Source organism: Exiguobacterium sp. USCH10, from assembly GCF_037619445.1.
In the GTDB taxonomy this organism is placed as follows: Bacteria; Bacillota; Bacilli; order Exiguobacteriales; family Exiguobacteriaceae; genus Exiguobacterium; species Exiguobacterium aestuarii_A.
On the sequence record NZ_JAQPZO010000002.1, the window covers coordinates 117,121 to 136,786 of the forward strand.

A 19,666-nucleotide genomic window follows, 5' to 3' on the forward strand; every position below is an offset into this window, starting at 1 on the left:
ATTCTTTTTTGTATACTAACGATGACAGTAAGTGAATGTATAGAACGGGGGAAAGACGATGCCAGAAAACTTGATGATGTATTTCATTGTATTCTGGGGATTCGTCATGATTGGACTCATGACGATTGGCGGGTACTTCATGTTTCGTAAGTTTTTAAAACGAATGCCGAAAGAAGATGGGCGTTCCCTTTTAGACATTGAGGATGATTATATAGAGAGAACACGTCACTTATGGACACCGGAAACGCGGACCCTGTTAGATCGACTCGTTTCACCGGTTCCAGAACTATTTCGGGACGTCGCCATCCGAAAAATTGCAGGCAAGATTGGTCAGTTCGCCCTCGAATCTCGTGCTAAGAGGATGACGACCGAACTCGTTGTAAAAGGATATATTGCCGCAACGCCGAAGCGAGACCACAAATTCCTAAAAAAAGCGCTGGCCGAAGAACAAATCGACTGGACACCTTACGAACACTATTTTCAGCAGTAAACTCTTTCCATTCAGGTTAGAGTTTTTTTTATTTGTCGAATTGTGCATTTTGCCTATTGGGTCGAAAGTACCTTTTCTTCTAATTTTAATTATATAAACATAACGTTCAATATTTAGACAATATTGAAAACGCTTACAATAAATTGGTATGACCAATATTACAATAATGTTAGTGAATTCGACATGAAAAAAAGGCATGACTCCTCTCATTTTCCCATCGCATAATGGATTTATCTTACAGCTTAGGAGGGGTTTTATGCATGACGTGACACAAGTTACCCAAACGACCAGTAGTCATTCCGCTCAGTCGATTACAGAACATGAGACGTTCCACCAATTGATGCGTGAAAAAAATCGTTTTATCGTTCCCGCTATCATCTTTTCACTTATCTTCTATTTCACGCTCCCCGTTTTGACAAGTTACACCACGATCTTAAATACACAAATTGTTGGTGACATCACTTGGGCTTGGGCCTTCGCTTTCTCCCAGTTTATTATGACGTGGACACTATGCGTGCTCTATAGTCGTCGTGCCCGGCGCTTTGATGCACTCGTGAGACAATTGAAGGAAGAGGTGAAATCATGAACTGGACAGCAATTGCCCTCTTTACCGCCATTGTCGGTCTCACCCTTGTCATTACATATTTCGCCGCTAGAAAAACGAAAACCGCCAGTGATTTCTACACGGCGGATGGTGGGTTGACTGGCTTCCAAAACGGTCTCGCGATTGCAGGGGACTATATGTCTGCCGCCTCCTTCTTAGGAATTGCAGGCATGATCGCACTCGCTGGATTTGATGGCTTTTTCTATTCCATCGGCTTCCTCGTTGCCTATCTCGTTGTCCTCTATCTCGTCGCGGAGCCGCTCCGCAATCTTGGGAAGTATACGATGGCCGACATGATTGCCGCTCGCTTCAATAAGCCACGCGTGCGTGGTGTCGCGGCGATGAATGCCATCGTCATCTCTATTTTTTATATGATTGCCCAGCTTGTCGGTGCCGGTGCATTGATTGAACTATTGCTCGGCATCCCGTATACGACAAGTGTCGTTGTCGTCGGGATATTGATGACAGTCTACGTCGTATTCGGTGGGATGACGGCGACTTCATGGGTACAAATCACAAAAGCCGTCTTGTTGATGATTGGGACAGCCATCATTTCCTTCCTCGTCTTTGCACGATTCGATTTCTCGATCATGACGATGTTCAATGAAGTGAGTAAAGCCACACCGCTTGGTAGTGACTTCTTGAACCCAGGTAACAAATTCAAGCTCCCGCTCGATACGATTTCGTTAAATATGGCGCTCGTCCTCGGTACGGCTGGTCTTCCACACATCTTGATTCGATTCTTTACCGTCAAAGATGCACCTACGGCAAGACAGTCGGTTGTGTATGCAACATGGATCATTGGAGCGTTCTACATTTTGACAATCTTCTTAGGTTTCGGGGCAGCAGCATTTGTCGGACGAGACGCCATTCTCGCCGCAAACCCTGCAGGTAACATGGCGGCTCCTCTCCTTGCTCAAGTACTCGGTGGTGACCTCTTATTCGCCTTCGTGGCAGCCATCGCATTCGCGACCATTCTAGCGGTCGTCGCCGGGCTCGTCTTGTCAGCCGCATCTGCTTTCGCTCATGACTTCTATGGTCACATTATCCGGAAAGGGGAAGCGACAGAGAAGGAACAAGTAAAAGCCGCCCGGATCGCTTCTGTGGCCGTCGCTCTCGTCTCGATGGGACTTGCGTTCTTCGCTCAATCGATGAACGTAGCGTTTCTCGTGTCACTCGCTTTTGCTGTTGCGGCAAGTGCGAACTTACCTGTCATTCTATTCACGATTTTCTGGAGACGTTTTAACACAGGTGGTGCAATCTGGGGAATGGTCGTCGGTTTGTTCTCTTCTTTAATCTTGGTCGCACTCAGTCCGAACCTTTGGGCACCGGACGGATCAGCCATTTTCATTGGAGAAGCACTTTTCCCACTCTCGAACCCAGGAATCGTCTCAATCCCACTCGGCTTTCTTGCAGCTATCATTGGTACGCTCGTCACGAAGTCCGACGAAGCCGCCGGAAACTACGAACGGATTCTCGTCAAAGCAAACACGGGAATCGATTCGGAGACGGAAGTGGCTGTCACAAAAGAATCGTAAACAAAAATGGAGCGGCCATGAGCCACTCCATTTTTTACGTAATCGCAATTCGTTTATACTTTTGATACATTGCGATTCGCCATGGGACGATCATCCCCCAGGCAATCAAGTAGAACAATCCACCTGTCGAGAAGATATCGACTTCATGCCCGACCCAAACTTTCATCGCCGTACGAATCGCAAGTAGCGCGAACACGACGATAAAAAATGCTTTTGAGCGTGACAAGTACACTTCTCCGTCCCGTTTTTCGAAGTTTGACGTTTTGATGAGGAACAGACTAAAGATTAGCCCGACCGCTAACGCCTCAATTACTTCGACCCACGATAAACGAAATGCGGGAATCAAGAACTGAATCATCCCGGTCGTCATCGCAAGTGGTGGAATTAAGATTTTTTTTGCATTCGTCGGTTTCGCTGATGCTTTCACACGAACGAAACTCGCTACGATACCCATCAATAACGCAACGAGAGTCGACCCCCATAACATTGACATCTCGGTCAACCCCTTAAAATCCGGTGAATCCGACAAGCTCGCTCATCCAAGCAGCGAAGCGGTTCATCCCGTCAAAATATAATAATACGCCGAATGCCATCATCAGATAGCCGCCGACTTTTGCAACTTTTGCACTGTTACGTGCTAAGTACTTGATCTTGCCTACAAACGCGACCATCACTAAGAATGGAATCGCGAAACCGATGACATACGCCAACATGTAACCGAGACCTTGGCTCGGATTGGTTGCCGCAAGTGCAATCACACCTGCTAAAATCGGACCCGTACACGGCGTCCATCCCGCAGCAAAACCAATTCCGATTAATACGGTTCCAAAATAGCCGCTCTTTCGCTCGCCAATGTCCATCTTCTTTTCGCGCATCATAAATTGCGGTTGCCATAGACCGGCCAAAAAGACGCCGAACACGAAAATTAAAATGGCGCCGAACATCCGCAAACTATCTTTATACTGGATGAAGACGTCTGCAATTAACGAAGTCGATAATCCAAGCACGAGAAAGACAATCGAAAAGCCGAACAAGAACGAAAACGTGTGGAACCAAGCTGTACGCTGTTTCAATCCTTCATTTTTTAATTCAGATACGGAAACCCCTGTAATATACGAGAGAAACACTGGATATAACGGGAGCGTACATGGTGACAAAAACGATAAGACGCCCGCCCCAAACGCGAGCCATAATGTGACTTCCATGACGATTTCCACCTTTCACGACCATTATAGCGAAAACCTATTTAAATTGCTCGAATCTTTTCTTTCAGAGCGAAACATCATTTTGTAATTTTTGAAATGGAAATGAAACTTGTCATCTGTAAACGTAGGTGCTAAGATTTGGATATTCTAGTTCGCAAAATTCTAATTTACATGATGGGGGAACGAACGTGGCAGTCACCGCAGCAGATACACTACACCAGGCCATTGAACAGAAACGTGATGAACTGTATAAAATCGCGTCAAAGCACACTTGGACCTCACCAGAAGTCATTCTGGTCAGTCAAGAACTTGACTCTCTCATTACTCGTCATGTCCTCTCAAAGCATAAAAAAGATCAGCATTCAAATTGACCTTGATGGCTCGTCACTCTCCGTGGCGAGCTTTTTTTCCATGGAAAAAGGACACCCGTATAGGTATCCCTTCCAATTCAAGACATCAGACGTTGTCCAGACTGTAATTCATACATTTTTTTGTACAGACCGTTTTGCTTCAATAACTGTTGATGATTCCCACGCTCGACAATTTCTCCACGATGCAGTACCAAAATCAAGTCTGCATCTTGAATCGTTGAAAGACGGTGAGCGATGGCGATCGTTGTACGACCACGTCGCATACGGTCGAGCGCCGTCTGTACGCGTTCTTCCGTCTCGGTATCGATTGAACTCGTCGCCTCATCGAGAATGAGTACTTTTGGATTACGGGCGACCGTTCGCGCAAATGCGAGCAATTGTCGCTCACCGCTCGAAAATGTCGCTCCACGCTCTCCGACAACATGACCGTACCCGGCATCTAATTTCTCGATGAACGTGTGTGCCTGGACAAACTCAGCGGCTTCACGGGCACGTTCTGAATCGATATTTGGATTGAATAACTTTAAATTTTCTTCAATCGTCCCAGTGAATAGAAACGGATCTTGTAGCACCAGTCCGACTTGTTGACGAAGCTCTTGCTCTTCAAATTGTTCGAGTGGCTGTCCGTCAATGGTGATACGACCCGAACCATATGGATAAAAGCGGGTCAACAGGTTGATAATCGAACTCTTCCCACTACCCGTATGGCCTACGAGCGCGACCGTCTCACCAGGTTTTGCAACGAATGAGATTTGCTTTAACACATCGACTTCCCCATCGTAGCTGAACGTCACGTTCTCGAACCGCACTTCACCTTCTGTAATCCGAGCCTCGCCCGGCATTTGTTTTCCTGGTGCCGGCTCATCTGTATCCAAGATTTTAAAGACACGGTCTGCCGATACGACAGCTTGTTGGAATTCACTCAATCGCTGCATAATATCGAGAACTGGTCGGAAAATCCGTTCGATATAGCTGATGAATGCGTAGACGACCCCGACCTGTACTTGCTCACTCATGGAGAGCACCCCGTAATACCCGAGGAGACCGATAATTGAGAAAGCAAGAAGGAGTTCGATGATTGGGCGTAGCAACATACTGTCGAGCTTTAAGTTCCGATATCGTGCCTCTTGATGCGCCTCATTCGTCTCTTCGAACTGACGGATGAGCCGCTCCTCTTGACGAAACTGTTGGATGATTCCCATGCCATTAATCGACTCGTTCAATTGGGCGTTGAGCTGTGACAAGAGGTCCCTCACTTGTGCGAAATATTTCGTTGAAAAACGACGATACGCCCAAATGATGAGCCAGAAGAGTGGCAATAAGACGAGCCCCATCGTCGCTAGTGGTGGTTCCAATATGTATAGGAAAATATACGTCCCAATCAATTGAACAGCCGACTGGACGAACGTACTCATCACACCGACATACAGTTCTTTGACCGCCTCGGTATCATTCGTAATCCGTGACACGAGGACGCCCGCTGGTGTTCGGTCGAAATAGGCGAGCCGCATCCCCATGACGTGACGGAAAATATCCATTCGTATGTTCTGAACAATCTTCAACGCAATCTTTTGAAACGAAATCGACTGCAGATAATCAAACACGATTGCGGATACATGAAGAACCATATAGACCGCGAAGAGTGCGATGACCCAGTTCGTCGGGTAGACACCTGGCGTGACGAACTCATCGATGAACACTTTGATTAAAAACGGACCGGCCAATTTGGCACCTGTCGCAATCAATAGGAAGACGAAAGCGATACTGAGCGACTTTCCGTAACGTGTTGCATAGCTGAGCAGCCGTTTAATGACCTGCCATTCTTGAACATCATGCTTCATCGTGTCCACCCCCTTCTACAATCGCCTCAAGTTGTTGACAATCATACGTTTCACGATACCAACCCGTCTCTTGAAGCAATGCATCATGGCGACCTCGTTGGACGATTTTGCCGTCTTCAATCACGAGAATCTCGTCTGCATGTTCAACAGCAGAGAGTCGATGCGCTACAATCACCCGTGCCTGTTCAGGGTTTCCGACACGGAAGTGTTCGATGATCGACTCTTCCGTCTTCGCATCGACTGCAGATAGCGCGTCATCCAAAATCAAGACGTCCGCTTCAGTCATGAGCGCTCGCGCGATGGAAATCCGTTGTTTCTGTCCACCTGACAACGTCACACCGCGTTCCCCGACAAGCGTCGCGTATCCTTCCGGTAGCCGGATGATATCCTCATGCACCTCCGCGACTTTAGCCGCCTCGATGATTTCTTCCATACTCGCATCGGGTCTTCCGAAAGCGATATTGTTCGCAATCGAATCGGAGAACAAGAAATGTTCTTGTGGCACGACGGCAATTTTGTCCATCAATAATGATTTTTTCACTTGGCGAATATTGATGCCTCCGATTTTAATCTTTCCGTCTTTCACATCATATTCACGGGTCAACAGACGGACAATCGTCGTCTTACCCGCACCTGTCCTGCCGACAATGCCAATCGTCTTTCCGCGCTCAATCCGAAAATGGACATCACGGAGTACAACGGTCTCGTCATAAGCGAAGTGTCGCACATCGACTTCCACTTCTGAATGTGCAAGTGTTGTCGCGGCCATTCGGTCATCTTGAATCTCCGGTTTGACGGCGAGCATTCGCTCGATTCGGTCATACGATGCCCGTCCACGCTCGACAATGTTGAATAACCAACCGAACGCCAGCATCGGCCACGTCAACAGTGCCAAATAGGCAGTGAAGCTAACGATTTGTCCAATCGTCAATTCACCTTGTTCAATCAAGACGGCGCCATACCCGACCGAGAGGATGTAGGACAAGCCAACGATCCCAAAGATGGTCGGATCATATAACGCATCAATTTTGGCGACTCGTACGTTTTTTGCCATAACCTCACTCGATAAGTTCTCAAACGAGTCCACGTCTCGGTCGACTTCCCCGGTCGACTTTAAGACACGAACTCCACTGACACTCTCTTGCACTTTGTCATTCAATTCTGAAAATGCTGCTTGGGCGACGCCAAAGCGGCTATGTAACATCTTCCCATACCTTGTCGTCAGAGCGACCATGATCGGCAGAGGGAGTAAAGCAACGAGTGTGAGCTTCCAACTGATCGTCGTGATCATCGTAATGATGACGAACGTCCCAAGCGTCACGCTATCGACGAGTGTCAATATTCCCGCACCTGCCGTCATCGATACGGCCTGCACATCATTCGTCGCGTGGGCCATCAGGTCGCCGACACGTGACTTTTTGTAAAATCGTTGATCGAGATCGGTAAAGTGCCGATACAGTTGGCTACGTAACATTCTCCCTAGTCGAATCGAAGCACCAAAAATGAAATAGCGCCAAAAGAAGCGGGCAACATAATTCCCAATCCCGACTGCTGCGAGACCCCCGAGTAACATCCAAAGCGTATTCGACGAGAGTGAACCTCGGTTGATTTCGTCGACGATTCGGCCAATGATACGCGGTGGAATCAATTCTAGCCCTGCCACGAATATGAGTAAGACGATGCCGAGTGCATACGTCTTCCACTCGAGACGCAAAAACCAAGACAATTGTTTAAATACACGAATATGAAACGCCCCCTTTGTCTTTATATGAAGATTATTCATTAATCGTAGCGAAAGTTTGTTCGATTGTCTAACAAAAAGAGGAAACAAAAAAGCACTTCGGATACCGAAGTGCTCTCGTGATTGATTATGATTTCTTTTCGTTTTTCATCTGCACGTTCATGGCGCGCATCACTTGGTTGACTTTCTTCTGTGATGGCTTTTGACCCATTTGCATCATCAACGTACGAATCATATCTTCATTGATTGGCGGGTTCTGTTCAAGGTAGTTCATCATGTATTTACGCGCGATGAAAAATCCGATCGCGATACCCCCGATGAGTGCTGCCACGACAAGAAGAATCCAGAATAATGTACTCAAGGCTTTACCTCCTCTACCATATGAAACATCGTTTTTTACTATACACTAAATTGACCAACTTCGCTAGTCGTCCAGAAAAAAAGTGACGACCAAACGAATGGTCGTCACGAGAATTTTGAATTCGATTAAAGCGATTTTACTGCATTGACGACGTTGTCGACTGACATGCCGTATTCTTTCATGAGGAGGTCCCCAGGTGCAGATGCTCCGAATTTGTCGATTCCGAGTACTTTCCCACCGAATCCTACATATTTGTACCATCCAAGTGTCGCACCCGCTTCAAGTGATACACGTTTCGTGATTGAAGATGGAAGGACAGACTCTTTATATTCAGCAGATTGTGCTTCAAAGAGTTCCCATGATGGCATCGATACGACTGCCGCATTCACGCCTTCAGCCGCAAGCTGCTCACGCGCTTCAACGAGGACGTGTACTTCAGAACCCGTACCGAGCAAGAGGACGTCTGCATCTTTCGATTCACCTGCAACGACGTATGCTCCTTTTGCTGCCGTTTCAACCGATGTGCCTTCGAGCTCTGGCAACGCTTGACGTGTCAAGACGAGGAGTGAAGGTGTCGTTTTCGATGTTACCGCTTGTTTCCAAGCAGCGATTGTTTCTTTCCCGTCTGCCGGGCGAAGAACAGAGAGGTTCGGCATCGCGCGGAAACTCATTAAATGTTCAACTGGCTCGTGTGTTGGGCCATCTTCACCAACTGCAATTGAGTCGTGTGTCAAGATGAACGTTGACGGAAGTCCCATGAGTGCAGCAAGACGAACTGCCGGGCGAAGGTAATCCGAGAAGACGAAGAATGTCGCACCGTATGGAAGGACGCCACCGTGAAGTGCCATTCCGTTTACAGCTGCCGCCATTGCGAACTCACGTACACCAAACCAGATGTTACGTCCAGCTGGATCTTCATCGAAGTCCACTGCACCTTTAATCATCGAGTTGTTTGACCCGGCAAGGTCAGCAGATCCACCGAAGAGTGTCGGGACTGCTTTCGCGATTGCGTTTAAGACTTCACCGCTCGTTTGACGTGTTGCTTTTTTCGAACCGATTTCGAATGTTGGCAACTCGTTGTCCCAACCTTCAGGAAGTTCGTTGTTCATCGCACGCTCGAACTGTGCACCGAGTTCTGGGTGTGCCGCTTTGTATGCTTCTACGAGTTCGTTCCAGTCTGACTCATATTTTGCGCCAGGCTCGACAACTTTCTCCTTGAATAAGTCATATACTTCGTTTGGTACGTAGAATGACTCGCCTTCCCATTTATAGAACTGTTTCGTCAATTCGATTTCAGCATCTCCAAGTGGAGCACCGTGTGATGCCGATTTACCTGATTTGTTCGGTGAACCGAATCCGATGACCGTTTTCACTTCGATTAATGTCGGTTTTGACGTTTCAGCCTTCGCTGCATCGATTGCTTTTGCGATTGAATCGATATCTGTTCCGTCTTCGACACGAATGACTTGCCATCCGTACGCGTTAAAACGGTCTTCTACGCTTTCAGAGAACGACTTGTGAAGATCGCCATCGAGTGAGATATCGTTTGAATCGTAAAGAACGACGAGTTTACCGAGCTTCAAGTGACCAGCGAGTGATGCCGCTTCTGCCGATACACCTTCCATCAAGTCTCCGTCTCCGCAAATTCCAAACGTGTAGTGGTCAACGACGTTGAACTCGTCGCGGTTGTAAGTCGCTTCTAAATGCTTCTCTGCCATGGCCATCCCGACAGCCATTGCAATCCCTTGTCCAAGTGGTCCCGTCGTCGCATCGACACCAGCCGTATGACGGTATTCTGGGTGACCAGGAGTCTTCGAGTCCATTTGACGGAATGATTTAAGGTCGTCCATCGACAAATCATATCCAGACAAGTGAAGGAGCGAGTACAAGAGCATCGATCCATGACCTGCCGAAAGAACGAAACGGTCACGGTTGAACCAGTTTGGATTTTTCGGGTTGTGACGCATTTTGTCTGTCCAAAGTGTGAACGCCATAGGTGCAGCACCCATCGGCATCCCTGGGTGACCAGAGTTCGCTTTTTGGACCGCATCAATTGAAAGCGTCCGGATCGAGTTAATCGCTAATAATTCTTTAGTAGTTGTTTCCACTAATTTCATCCTCTCTGTGTTAAGAAGGTTTTCTACCCGTCATATTTTATCACACTCATTCGTGTGTCACAACTAATTAATTAGTATAACACATTAAGTGAAATCGTTTCCTTCAATTGCCTTAAAAAAACTGTAATCCGTTCGTCTGATGTCCGTTCGTGTATAACAAAAATGCACATCCTATACGAAATAGGATGTGCATTCAGCATCACTCGCCACGATAGCGTTTTTGATCTTCTTTCAACTTCTCCGGGGTGACGTCGTTCCCATCTGGATCGACGACCTTCATCCCCATCATTTGTGACTTGAACGATTGACGGAACGCCTTCAAATATTCTTGACGCAAGTCTTGTTGTTCGTTCATTTCATCTTGAGACAGTCCTTCTGTCTTCGCTTTGTTGGCGAGGAAATTGATTCGCTCCAATTGTCCTGGTGCTAACATCTGACTCGCCCCCTCTCTAGTGAATTTGTTCTTATACTTTACAAAATCAGAGAGGAAGAATCAAGTTTCAGCTACTGACTGGTGCTCGAGATACCGTCGATTGACGGTCGCTTTCGACACTTCATAACCGAATCCACGGAGGGTTGCCGCAATCTCAGCAAACGTCAACCCGCGCTCGCGCAGTTGGATAATCTCCTCGATCGGCACTTCGATTCGATGTCGCCCACCTTGATCGTTATTTTGAATATTGCGCTGTGGGTTAAATCCGTTGGCGACGGCACGGCGCATCCCGCGAGAAATTTTAGCGTTGTGAATTTTACGTTGATACTCTTCCACAACACTGACAATCTCTAATACCATTTTTTCGGCATCGGAAACGACATAGTCCGACGTCGATTGCATCGTCAGCAACCGAACGTCATGTTTCATCAATGTGTGCAAGATGGCAATCTTGGCATTCCCTCGTCCCAGGCGACTGTCGTCCGTGACAAGTACGGCATCCAAATCAGACATCGACACATGGTCAAGCAAATCAAGAAGCCCCTGTCGATTCACTTCATATCCACTTTCTTGCTCCGTGATGATTTCTATGACTTCTGCCCCTAGTTGCGAAGCCAGATGCTGTAATTCATCGACTTGTCGACTGAGTGATGTCTCTTGGGTGGACTTGTTCGTCGATACCCGACAATAGATGACGACTCGCATCGCATCACTCCCTTTCATCGCATTCATTCCTTACGATACACAGTTCGAGAACGGTTCGCAATGATCAACAATCACTCAGCGGCATACCATTTTGTTTTTCGTTCATTATGCTCTTCTCGCTCTGCCATAATTTGTGCTTCGAGTGATTCCGCTTGGACATAAGCGACTTCTTCTTCAATCGTACGTTCCTCCGTAGTGACGATTGGTTCGACTACTGCCGGTTTCCCTCGCATCTCCCCTGCCAAATAAAAAGCGAACATCCCGACCAAGAGCATCCCGACTAAAATGATTCCGTTAAGTGTGTCTTTCATGATTGCATTGCCTCCTGTATAAGAATATATGTTCGTTAGAACGTTTGTTCGTTTATCTGTTCTCATCATAAAACAAGAACCCGTGTTCGGTCAACACAAAAAAACGAACGAATGTTTGTACGCTCATGTGTTCTTGTGTTACACTAGACACATAAAGAATAGGATGCGTTTGCAGGTTATTCGATTACATCGAGGTGAACATAATGAAAAAAATGTCAGCGCGACAACAACAGATTCTTGATTTCATCAAAGACGAAGTTCGGGCAAAGGGATATCCGCCTTCTGTTCGTGAAATTGGAGAAGCCGTCGGCCTTGCTTCTAGTTCGACCGTACACGGTCACTTAGATCGTTTGGAAAAACGCGGGTTGATCCGTCGAGACAAGACGAAACCTCGCGCGATTGAAATTTTGACTGAAGATATGCCGGCAATGGAAGAGCAAGAGTCCGTCATGTACGTACCGGTCATCGGTAAAGTTACTGCCGGGACACCGATCACCGCCATCGAGAACGTGGAAGAGCACTTCCCGCTCCCAGCACATATCGTCGGTTCAGATAATGTATACATGTTGTCTGTTTCTGGGGATTCGATGATCAACGCAGGCATCTTAGACGGAGACCGTGTGCTCGTCCGCCAGCAGAGCACGGCCGACAATGGAGAGATTGTCGTTGCCATGACCGATGAGGGCGAGGCGACTGTGAAACGGATTTATAAAGAAGCTTCAAAAGTCCGTCTTCAACCGGAAAACGATGAGTTGGAAGCGATGTATTTTGACAACGTCTCGATTTTAGGGAAGGTCATCGGTGTATACCGGACGATTCATTAATGGCTAGTGGCAAGACCCATACCCGAACGAATCTCGTGGCAACCGGCGCACTTGCGGTTGCCACGCCTTTTATTGACATCGATATTCCGTTCGCATTGATCATCGGTGCGATTATCGGTACACTCTGGCTCTCCCCAGACCTTGATTTAAAATCAGATGCCTATTACCGATGGGGTCCACTTAAATTCATATGGCTCCCATACGTAAAGCTCATGCCGCACCGTTCGCTCTTTTCGCATTTACCTGTTTTGAGTGATCTGATTCGGATTGCGTACATCGGCTTTCCACTCATTCTGCTTTTGCCTTTCACAGCATACGAAGCAGAAATCCGGTCGTGGGTGGACGTACACGGCATGTCGTTCTTCTTAGGTCTCGTATTTGCAACGACACTGCACACGACGCTCGACTATACATCGACATTTTTTAAAAAAGCATTTTGATCAACCAAAAGGACCACCTACCGTTTTTTTGCGGAGGTGATCCTTTTTTACTTGAATGCCATAGTAAACGAAAGAGCACGGAATGATCTTCAGCTGAAGGTCATTCCGTGCTCTTTTTGCATATCTCTTCTATTAGTAAAGCGTCATGTACTGATCGCGTTCCCACTCCGTGACTTGCATACGGAACATATCCCACTCGATTTCTTTCAATTCGAGGAAGTGTTCGCCGATATGCTCACCGAGTGATTCCATCACGACTTTGTCCGCACGAAGGACTTCGAGTGCGTCGAAGAGCGTTGCCGGAAGATCGTCGATCCCGTTCGCTACACGCTCTGGCTTGTCCATCACGTAGATGTTGCTGTCGATTGGTTTTGGTGCATTCAAATCTTTTTCGATTCCGTCAAGACCTGAAGCCAAGAGAGCAGCAAGTGCGAGGTACGGGTTCGCTGCTGGGTCAACCGAACGTACTTCGATACGAGTCGAGAGACCACGTGCTGCTGGTACACGTACAAGTGGTGAACGGTTGCGTGCACTCCATGCAACGTAGCAAGGTGCTTCGTAACCAGGTACGAGACGCTTGTAAGAGTTCACAGTCGGGTTACATACTGCTGTGAACGCACGAGCGTGCTCCAAGATACCAGCTGTGAACGCGCGAGCTGTGTCTGAAAGTTCCATGTCGCCATTTGGATCGTAGAAGACGTTTGTGTCGCCTTTGAAGAGTGACATGTTCGCGTGCATTCCTGAACCGTTCACCCCAAAGAGTGGTTTTGGCATGAATGTCGCATGAAGACCATACTTCGCAGCGATCGTCTTAACAACGAGCTTGAACGTTTGGATGTTATCTGCCGTTGTGACAGCATCTGCGTATTTGAAGTCGATTTCGTGTTGTCCTGGTGCAACTTCGTGGTGTGATGCTTCGATTTCAAAGCCCATGTTTTCAAGTTCGATGACGATTTCTTTACGGCAGTTTTCACCGAGGTCAACTGGCGCCAAGTCGAAGTATCCACCTTGGTCGTTGAGTTCAAGTGTCGGACGACCTGATGCGTCTTTCTTGAACAAGAAGAACTCTGGCTCTGGTCCAACGTTGAACGCTGAGAAGCCAAGTTTTTGCATTTTCTCAAGGTTACGTTTGAGTGTACCGCGCGGGTCACCACTGAATGGTGTACCGTCTGGGTTATAAATATCACAAATTAAGCGAGCGACTTTTCCGCTGCCATCTGTCCACGGGAAGACAACCCATGTGTTGAGGTCTGGATATAAGTACATGTCTGATTCCTCGATGCGGACGAATCCTTCGATTGACGATCCGTCAAACATCATCTTGTTATCAAGTGCTTTGTCCAATTGGCTGATCGGTACCTCGACGTTTTTGATTGTTCCGAGGATATCCGTGAATTGAAGACGAATAAAGCGTACGTCTTCCTCTTGTGCGATGCGTTTAATGTCTTCTTTTGTGAACGTTTTTCTGGCCATGGTAAAATGTCCCCTCTCACATTGTGTAATGGTTGATGTGTGCGGCGTTATCGATAAAAACGTGAAAGCTCGCCTTGAATGAGCGACGTCTTATTGAAACGACCGGCTTCTTGAAGCTGTGTTTTCAACAAATGATGTAACTCTTTTTCCGAAACCTTTGGTGCTTCATTGACCGGTGCGGCCGGAGCAGACGTTTCCGCTTCTTTTTCACCTTCTTGCTCTAACATGTGACGAATTGCCGCCAAATTAAAGCCTTGGTCAATGTAATCCTTGATTGCGAGTAGACGTTCGACATCATTAAAGGAATAAAGCCGTCGTTTCGATTCCGTCCGACTAGGCGAAATCAGACCCTGTTCTTCATAATACCGAATCTGTCTACCAGTCAGTTGCGTCAGATCTTGGACGATTCCAATCGGAAACAACGGGTTGGAGCGACGAAATTGATCAGCCATCCTTACCCCTCCTTTTCTGTCTCACAATGTGAGAATAATACATGACAACAATCCTGTCAATAGATGTTAAGAAAGTTAACATGACAGAACGGTTACAAATGTGCTTGTTGATTTTGGTCGTTAAATTCGACCAGTCCTTTATCGTGTAATTGGCTCAACGCCAACATAAGCGCGACTTTCACATGAGCATACGTCAGACCACCTTGAACATACGCTGTGTATGGTGCCCGGAGTGGTCCATCCGCTGACAGCTCGATTGATGAACCTTGGATGAACGTCCCTGCTGCCATGATGACATCATCCTCATATCCAGGCATATAGGCCGGAACGGGTAACGCATGAGCGTTTACCGGTGATGCCATTTGGATGCTTTGACAAAACGCGATCATTTTCTCACGGTCGCGGAACGTTACTGACTGAATCAAGTCCGTTCTTGGAGTCGAATAATGTGGGTCAGTCTCAAACCCAATCAACGATAAAAGGCTTGCCGTCAAGTGTGCCCCTTTCAATGCCTGTGCGACAGTATGAGGAGCCATATAAAAGCCTTGATACATTTCTTGAAGCGAATAGAGCGATGGTCCGGCTTCACTCCCGATACCTGGAGTCGTCATCCGGAACGAACAACGTTCAATCAGTTCTTTCGTTCCTGCGATATACCCTCCCGTCTTCGCCAATCCCCCTCCTGGGTTTTTGATAAGAGAACCCGCCATCAAGTCTGCACCGACGTGAGTCGGTTCGATCGTCTCGACAAATTCACCGTAGCAATTGTCAACGAACACATACACATGCGGATGCGCCGCTTTGATGCGTTCGATGGCGATCTTGATTTCCTCGACTGGAATACTGCGACGATTCGCATATCCTTTCGAGCGCTGAATCCCGACGAGTTTCGTCTCCGGACGAATCCGTTCGATGACGCGGTCGATGTCGATTTCACGTTCCTCTTTTAATTCGACAGTATCGTAATGGACACCAAGCTCTTTTAAAGAGCCGCGACCGTCCCCACGGATACCGACGATTTCCTCGAGCGTGTCGTATGGCTTCCCTGTGATATACAGCAATTCGTCACCTGGTAGGAGGACACCGAACAAGGCAATCCCGATCGCATGCGTACCCGAGATGATTTGCGGACGGCATAATGCGAGCTCTGCTCCGAACACATCTGCATAAATCGACTCGAGCGTGTCACGACCGAGATCATCATATCCATACCCTGTCGTCGGATTAAAATGGAAATCCGATACTTTGTGCTTTTTAAACGATTCGAGAACACGATACTGGTTGAACTCAGCCGTCTCTTCAATCTTCTCAAAAAATGGTTTCACTCGTGCCTCGGCCTTTTTCACATACGGCGCGAGTGCATCATAATGTTCAATCTTTTCTTGCCACATACTTACACCTCAAATTGTTTTAGCGTCGCATATAGACGCGTGTCTTCTCTCATATAGCCTACCAACTCGACAGAACCGTCATCCAAGAAGTTTTCTTCAAGACGGTACATCGCCTCTTTGGCTGGGTGGTAATGTTCAAAAGCCGTCACCGGTAAGACGACGTGGACCTTTGTTAAAATGTCCGAGATTTTATCTTCGAGTGCACCAGTCAACTGTTCGATATCTTCTGATGCAATCGCAGAGATCAACAGCGGTCCACCGACGAAGTCTTCCGTGAGCCGGTCTTTCTTATTATATACCTCGAGTTGTGGGACCTCACTCGCACCGAGTTCTTCCAATACCGCATTCGTCGTATCGATTTGGTTCAAATAATGTGGGTTCGATGCATCGATGACGTGGAGGATCAAATCAGCACCGACCACTTCTTCCAAAGTCGAACGGAAAGCGGCAACGAGTTTCGTCGGCAAGTCACGAATAAATCCGACCGTATCGGTAATCAACACTTTTCCACCACGTGGAAGTTCAAGTTCACGCGTCAACGGATCAAGTGTTGCGAACAACTCATCCTGTTCATACGTATCTGCATCCGTCAATCGGTTAAAGATTGTCGACTTCCCGGCATTCGTATACCCGACGAGCGCGACCTGGAAGACGCGATTTTCTTTCCGACGTTCCCGGTAGCGATCTCGGTGTGCGACCGTTCCTTCGAGTTGCTTTGTAATCTCATCGATGCGACGCTTGATGTGGCGACGGTCCGACTCAAGTTTTGTCTCACCCGGTCCACGAGTCCCGATCCCACCACCGAGTCGCGAGAGCTGTGTCCCTTGTCCGATGAGACGTGGTAGTAAATAGTTCATCTGCGCGAGTTCGACCTGCAATTTCCCTTCGCGCGATTGCGCACGGCTCGCAAAGATGTCTAAGATGAGCTGCGTACGGTCAATCAGCTTCATCTCATCCGGGTCGTTCAAGGCGATGCGAATGTTCTTCGACTGAGCCGGTGTCAACTCGGCGTTGAAGATTAACAAATCCGGCTCGAACTGTTCGACGAGCATCGCGAGCTCTTCAATTTTCCCTTTCCCGATAAAGGTACGACGGTCGACTTGCTGACGTTTTTGGTCGAGTCGTGCGACGACTTCACCTTGCGCCGTATCCACGAGTTCGACGAGCTCGCCCATCGACTGTTCATATGTCCAATCATCGACATTCGGTAACTGACAGCCGACGATGACAACTTTTTCACGTTCTATCATGTAATCCCTCATTCCATAAAGTCTCACCTTTCATCTTACCACGAATCAACGTATAGAGAACGTCCGTTTGTGGTAGGATAAAAGAAGAAGGAGGCTCGACCATGACGAAACGTAGAAAAGACTATCCGCTCCCGGAATTTATCGAAACGTACTTGTATCATCTCGGAGCAAGCGGCCGTCAACCCTCGACGCTAAAACGATATCGCTACGACTTGATTGACGTGCATAAGTACTTTCACGACCACAATGTCGAACTGAACGAACCGACGGACTGGTTAGACGTCCCCATCGAATCGTGGAAGACGTTTGTGAATGACTTTTTAATCGAAGAGAAGCACTATCAACAGGCGACCGTCGCTCGAATCGTCACGGTCATCAATAGCCTGACCCACTTTTTAAATCCGCTTCGGAAGAAGATGCTTGCCTACTCGCAACCGGCACATACGTTGTCCATCGACCAAATCGCACTCGAGTCTGAATTCGATCGTCTTGTTCATACGATTCGTTCGACGAGGGGCTTGAGCGAGAATCAGTTGCAAGCCCACCCATATCTCGTCAATCGGAACGAACTGATTGTGACGCTCTTCTATAAGTACGGCTTGCGCGTCCATCACATCATTCGTTTGCGTATGAGCGACCTGCATCTGGCTGATCACACCTTTGACGTGTATGACCGTCTCGGGAACCAGTTCACGTTGAAGCTCTCGCAAGAAGACCAATCGTTACTCATGAACTATTTGGCCGACATCCCGACACCGGTGCGACCACGCTGGTACTCGGAAGACCCAGTCTTCGTCTCATTCGATTTCGCAAGGATGACATTCCGCTGGGTGTATGCGAAGAATCAACCGAAGCAATTGACGATCGTCATGATCACGAAGATGATGCGACAGCTAAATGAACGGAGCGGACTCGCACGATCGGTCACCCCGTCAATGCTTCGAAACGCTCATGTGTTAAAGACATATGCGAGCGATATGACACCATCCGAGCGGATGAACCTTACCTGTATGCATAAAGAATCTTCCCTTCGCCGTTACGAACAGGCGTATGAAGAGTTTGGAACTGAATTATTCGAGTCAGACGAAAGACCCGCCCTCTCGTGAAGGACGGGTCTTTGTCATGTAACTCAAGTGTATGGAGGAAAATACGAATCCACTTCAAATTGATCGTTCGAATCATCATATAACTCAATATAATATCTCATCTTCTATTCTCCTCGTCATTGCCATCCATGTTCAATTCGACCAATTCTAAGAATGAGTCCTGCAATTCATTCTCCGTATCTTGTGAGTCTAGGAGTAACTTAGGCTCAATCTCGCTATCATTTAGCGTGGAACTTCCGTCAATAATCCCTAGCATATGAGAGACTGTATCAATCATGATTTGTTCCATCATCTTTAATAAGATTTCCTTTTCTTCTGGATTAGAGTTTTGATATAAATTCCAAAACGCATCCATGTTTGAATCCACTTCTACCGTCTCATACATTTCTTTATATTCATCGATTCCTTCTCTGATTACCGTTTCATAAATCGCCCTAACAAATTCTTGATTCACGTCAGTCATTATTTCCTCTCCATTCATCCTGCAACAACCCATAAACAACATGATCAACGTAACGGTCATACAGCCATTCTGCATCTCGAATGACTCCCTCTTCTCTAAAACCAAGTCGTTCCGGGAGTGCGCGGCTTTTTACATTTTCAGTCGCGACTCGAATCTCAATTTTATTTAGTTTAAGGTCTCGGAACCCGTACTCGATGATGGTCTCCAGCGCTCGACTCATGATGCCTTTCCCCTGAAATTCTTGTCCGAGCCAGTAACCAATTGTGCCACATTGAATCCCACGATCGATTTCGTTAAATCCGATTGTCCCGGCAAGCACGCCTTTATAGATCACAGCGAATGATTTTGGGAATCCACCCGTCTCAATCAGTCCTTTAATTCGTCCTTCTATGTTTCGCTTCGAGTCTTCTACTGTTTCAATGTAGTCAAGCCAACCGAGCCACTCTCGGAGATAAGGCTTCGATGCCATCGTCAGGTCAAACAGCGCGTCTGCATCGTTTACATTAAACATTCTCAGTGTGATATCGTTATTTAATTTATATTCAAGCAT

At 47.3% G+C, this 19,666-nt stretch carries 22 protein-coding genes; 7 read left to right on the forward strand and 15 right to left on the reverse strand.

Annotation, left to right across the window (positions count from 1 at the left end; all coding sequences use genetic code 11):
* Positions 1-58 precede the first annotated feature (58 nt).
* From PQI28_RS05135 to PQI28_RS05145, 3 genes are all read left to right on the forward strand, one after another.
* Positions 59-490: a DUF2621 domain-containing protein gene (locus PQI28_RS05135; RefSeq protein WP_339962698.1), complete on the forward strand. Its 432-nt coding sequence runs from the start codon at positions 59-61 to the stop codon at positions 488-490.
* 256 nt (positions 491-746) lie between these two features.
* Positions 747-1,076 carry a DUF485 domain-containing protein gene (locus PQI28_RS05140; RefSeq protein ID WP_339962699.1) on the forward strand — a complete coding sequence of 110 codons (330 nt, stop codon included), beginning with the start codon at positions 747-749 and terminating at the stop codon, positions 1,074-1,076.
* The gene (locus PQI28_RS05145; RefSeq protein WP_271304696.1) at positions 1,073-2,632 is read left to right on the forward strand and encodes a solute symporter family protein; all 1,560 of its coding nucleotides are present in this window, start codon (positions 1,073-1,075) and stop codon (positions 2,630-2,632) included. The genes PQI28_RS05140 and PQI28_RS05145 overlap by 4 nt, the downstream gene beginning before the upstream one ends.
* A 34-nt stretch (positions 2,633-2,666) precedes the next feature.
* Here the strand turns inward: PQI28_RS05145 and PQI28_RS05150 are convergent, their stop codons facing one another.
* The gene (locus PQI28_RS05150; RefSeq protein WP_339962848.1) at positions 2,667-3,119 is read right to left on the reverse strand and encodes a CcdC family protein; all 453 of its coding nucleotides are present in this window, start codon (positions 3,117-3,119) and stop codon (positions 2,667-2,669) included.
* A 19-nt stretch (positions 3,120-3,138) separates the two neighbouring features.
* Positions 3,139-3,837, reverse strand: a complete 699-nt coding sequence (locus PQI28_RS05155) for a cytochrome c biogenesis CcdA family protein (RefSeq protein WP_012726450.1) — start codon at positions 3,835-3,837, stop codon at positions 3,139-3,141.
* A gap of 188 nt (positions 3,838-4,025) precedes the next feature.
* On the opposite strand from PQI28_RS05155, the gene PQI28_RS05160 reads away from it, so the two are divergent.
* Positions 4,026-4,208 carry an aspartyl-phosphate phosphatase Spo0E family protein gene (locus PQI28_RS05160; protein WP_074033196.1) on the forward strand — a complete coding sequence of 61 codons (183 nt, stop codon included), beginning with the start codon at positions 4,026-4,028 and terminating at the stop codon, positions 4,206-4,208.
* Between the two features lie 77 nt (positions 4,209-4,285).
* On the opposite strand, the gene PQI28_RS05165 is transcribed toward PQI28_RS05160, so the two are convergent.
* The 7 genes from PQI28_RS05165 to PQI28_RS05195 all read right to left on the reverse strand — a co-directional run bounded on the left by PQI28_RS05165 (position 4,286) and on the right by PQI28_RS05195 (position 11,717).
* On the reverse strand, positions 4,286-6,049 hold the full coding sequence (locus PQI28_RS05165) for an ABC transporter ATP-binding protein (protein WP_339962700.1): 1,764 nt from the start codon (positions 6,047-6,049) through the stop codon (positions 4,286-4,288).
* The gene (locus PQI28_RS05170) at positions 6,039-7,793 is read right to left on the reverse strand and encodes an ABC transporter transmembrane domain-containing protein (RefSeq protein ID WP_339962849.1); all 1,755 of its coding nucleotides are present in this window, start codon (positions 7,791-7,793) and stop codon (positions 6,039-6,041) included. The genes PQI28_RS05165 and PQI28_RS05170 overlap by 11 nt, the downstream gene beginning before the upstream one ends.
* A 124-nt stretch (positions 7,794-7,917) precedes the next feature.
* Positions 7,918-8,151 carry a YneF family protein gene (locus PQI28_RS05175; protein WP_012726454.1) on the reverse strand — a complete coding sequence of 78 codons (234 nt, stop codon included), beginning with the start codon at positions 8,149-8,151 and terminating at the stop codon, positions 7,918-7,920.
* A 125-nt stretch (positions 8,152-8,276) separates the two neighbouring features.
* Positions 8,277-10,268, reverse strand: a complete 1,992-nt coding sequence (tkt, locus tag PQI28_RS05180; RefSeq protein ID WP_445236747.1) for a transketolase — start codon at positions 10,266-10,268, stop codon at positions 8,277-8,279.
* A 199-nt stretch (positions 10,269-10,467) separates the two neighbouring features.
* Complete coding sequence (locus PQI28_RS05185) at positions 10,468-10,701, reverse strand: DUF896 domain-containing protein (RefSeq protein ID WP_078147028.1); 234 nt, start codon at positions 10,699-10,701, stop codon at positions 10,468-10,470.
* A 60-nt stretch (positions 10,702-10,761) separates the two neighbouring features.
* Positions 10,762-11,406, reverse strand: coding sequence for a YneB family resolvase-like protein (locus tag PQI28_RS05190; RefSeq protein WP_074033881.1), 645 nt, complete (start codon positions 11,404-11,406; stop codon positions 10,762-10,764).
* Between the two features lie 71 nt (positions 11,407-11,477).
* Positions 11,478-11,717: a hypothetical protein gene (locus tag PQI28_RS05195; protein ID WP_339962702.1), complete on the reverse strand. Its 240-nt coding sequence runs from the start codon at positions 11,715-11,717 to the stop codon at positions 11,478-11,480.
* A gap of 203 nt (positions 11,718-11,920) precedes the next feature.
* Here PQI28_RS05195 and lexA point away from each other — a divergent pair, with 203 nt between their 5' ends.
* Positions 11,921-12,541, forward strand: a complete 621-nt coding sequence (gene lexA, locus PQI28_RS05200; RefSeq protein WP_074033201.1) for a transcriptional repressor LexA — start codon at positions 11,921-11,923, stop codon at positions 12,539-12,541.
* Complete coding sequence (locus PQI28_RS05205) at positions 12,541-12,981, forward strand: metal-binding protein (RefSeq protein WP_339962703.1); 441 nt, start codon at positions 12,541-12,543, stop codon at positions 12,979-12,981. The genes lexA and PQI28_RS05205 overlap by 1 nt, the downstream gene beginning before the upstream one ends.
* 132 nt (positions 12,982-13,113) lie before the next feature.
* Here PQI28_RS05205 and glnA read toward each other — a convergent pair whose 3' ends face one another.
* The 4 genes from glnA to hflX form a co-directional block, all read right to left on the reverse strand.
* A complete protein-coding gene (glnA, locus tag PQI28_RS05210) occupies positions 13,114-14,454 on the reverse strand; it encodes a type I glutamate--ammonia ligase (protein WP_214692727.1) in 1,341 nt (446 codons plus the stop codon).
* A 47-nt stretch (positions 14,455-14,501) separates the two neighbouring features.
* Positions 14,502-14,906 (reverse strand): MerR family transcriptional regulator, encoded by a 405-nt coding sequence (locus tag PQI28_RS05215; RefSeq protein ID WP_074033204.1) that lies wholly within the window; start codon positions 14,904-14,906, stop codon positions 14,502-14,504.
* A 92-nt stretch (positions 14,907-14,998) separates the two neighbouring features.
* Entirely contained in the window at positions 14,999-16,297 is a 1,299-nt protein-coding gene (locus tag PQI28_RS05220) for a methionine gamma-lyase family protein (protein WP_214692731.1), read from the reverse strand.
* A gap of 2 nt (positions 16,298-16,299) precedes the next feature.
* The gene (hflX, locus tag PQI28_RS05225; RefSeq protein WP_214874483.1) at positions 16,300-17,547 is read right to left on the reverse strand and encodes a GTPase HflX; all 1,248 of its coding nucleotides are present in this window, start codon (positions 17,545-17,547) and stop codon (positions 16,300-16,302) included.
* Positions 17,548-17,648: 101 nt separating this feature from the next.
* Here hflX and PQI28_RS05230 point away from each other — a divergent pair, with 101 nt between their 5' ends.
* The gene (locus PQI28_RS05230; protein WP_214820091.1) at positions 17,649-18,653 is read left to right on the forward strand and encodes a tyrosine-type recombinase/integrase; all 1,005 of its coding nucleotides are present in this window, start codon (positions 17,649-17,651) and stop codon (positions 18,651-18,653) included.
* 97 nt (positions 18,654-18,750) lie between these two features.
* Here the strand turns inward: PQI28_RS05230 and PQI28_RS05235 are convergent, their stop codons facing one another.
* Both PQI28_RS05235 and PQI28_RS05240 read right to left on the reverse strand, forming a co-directional pair.
* The gene (locus PQI28_RS05235; RefSeq protein WP_339962704.1) at positions 18,751-19,116 is read right to left on the reverse strand and encodes a transposase; all 366 of its coding nucleotides are present in this window, start codon (positions 19,114-19,116) and stop codon (positions 18,751-18,753) included.
* Positions 19,109-19,666 carry a GNAT family N-acetyltransferase gene (locus tag PQI28_RS05240; protein WP_274663972.1) on the reverse strand — a complete coding sequence of 186 codons (558 nt, stop codon included), beginning with the start codon at positions 19,664-19,666 and terminating at the stop codon, positions 19,109-19,111. The genes PQI28_RS05235 and PQI28_RS05240 overlap by 8 nt, the downstream gene beginning before the upstream one ends.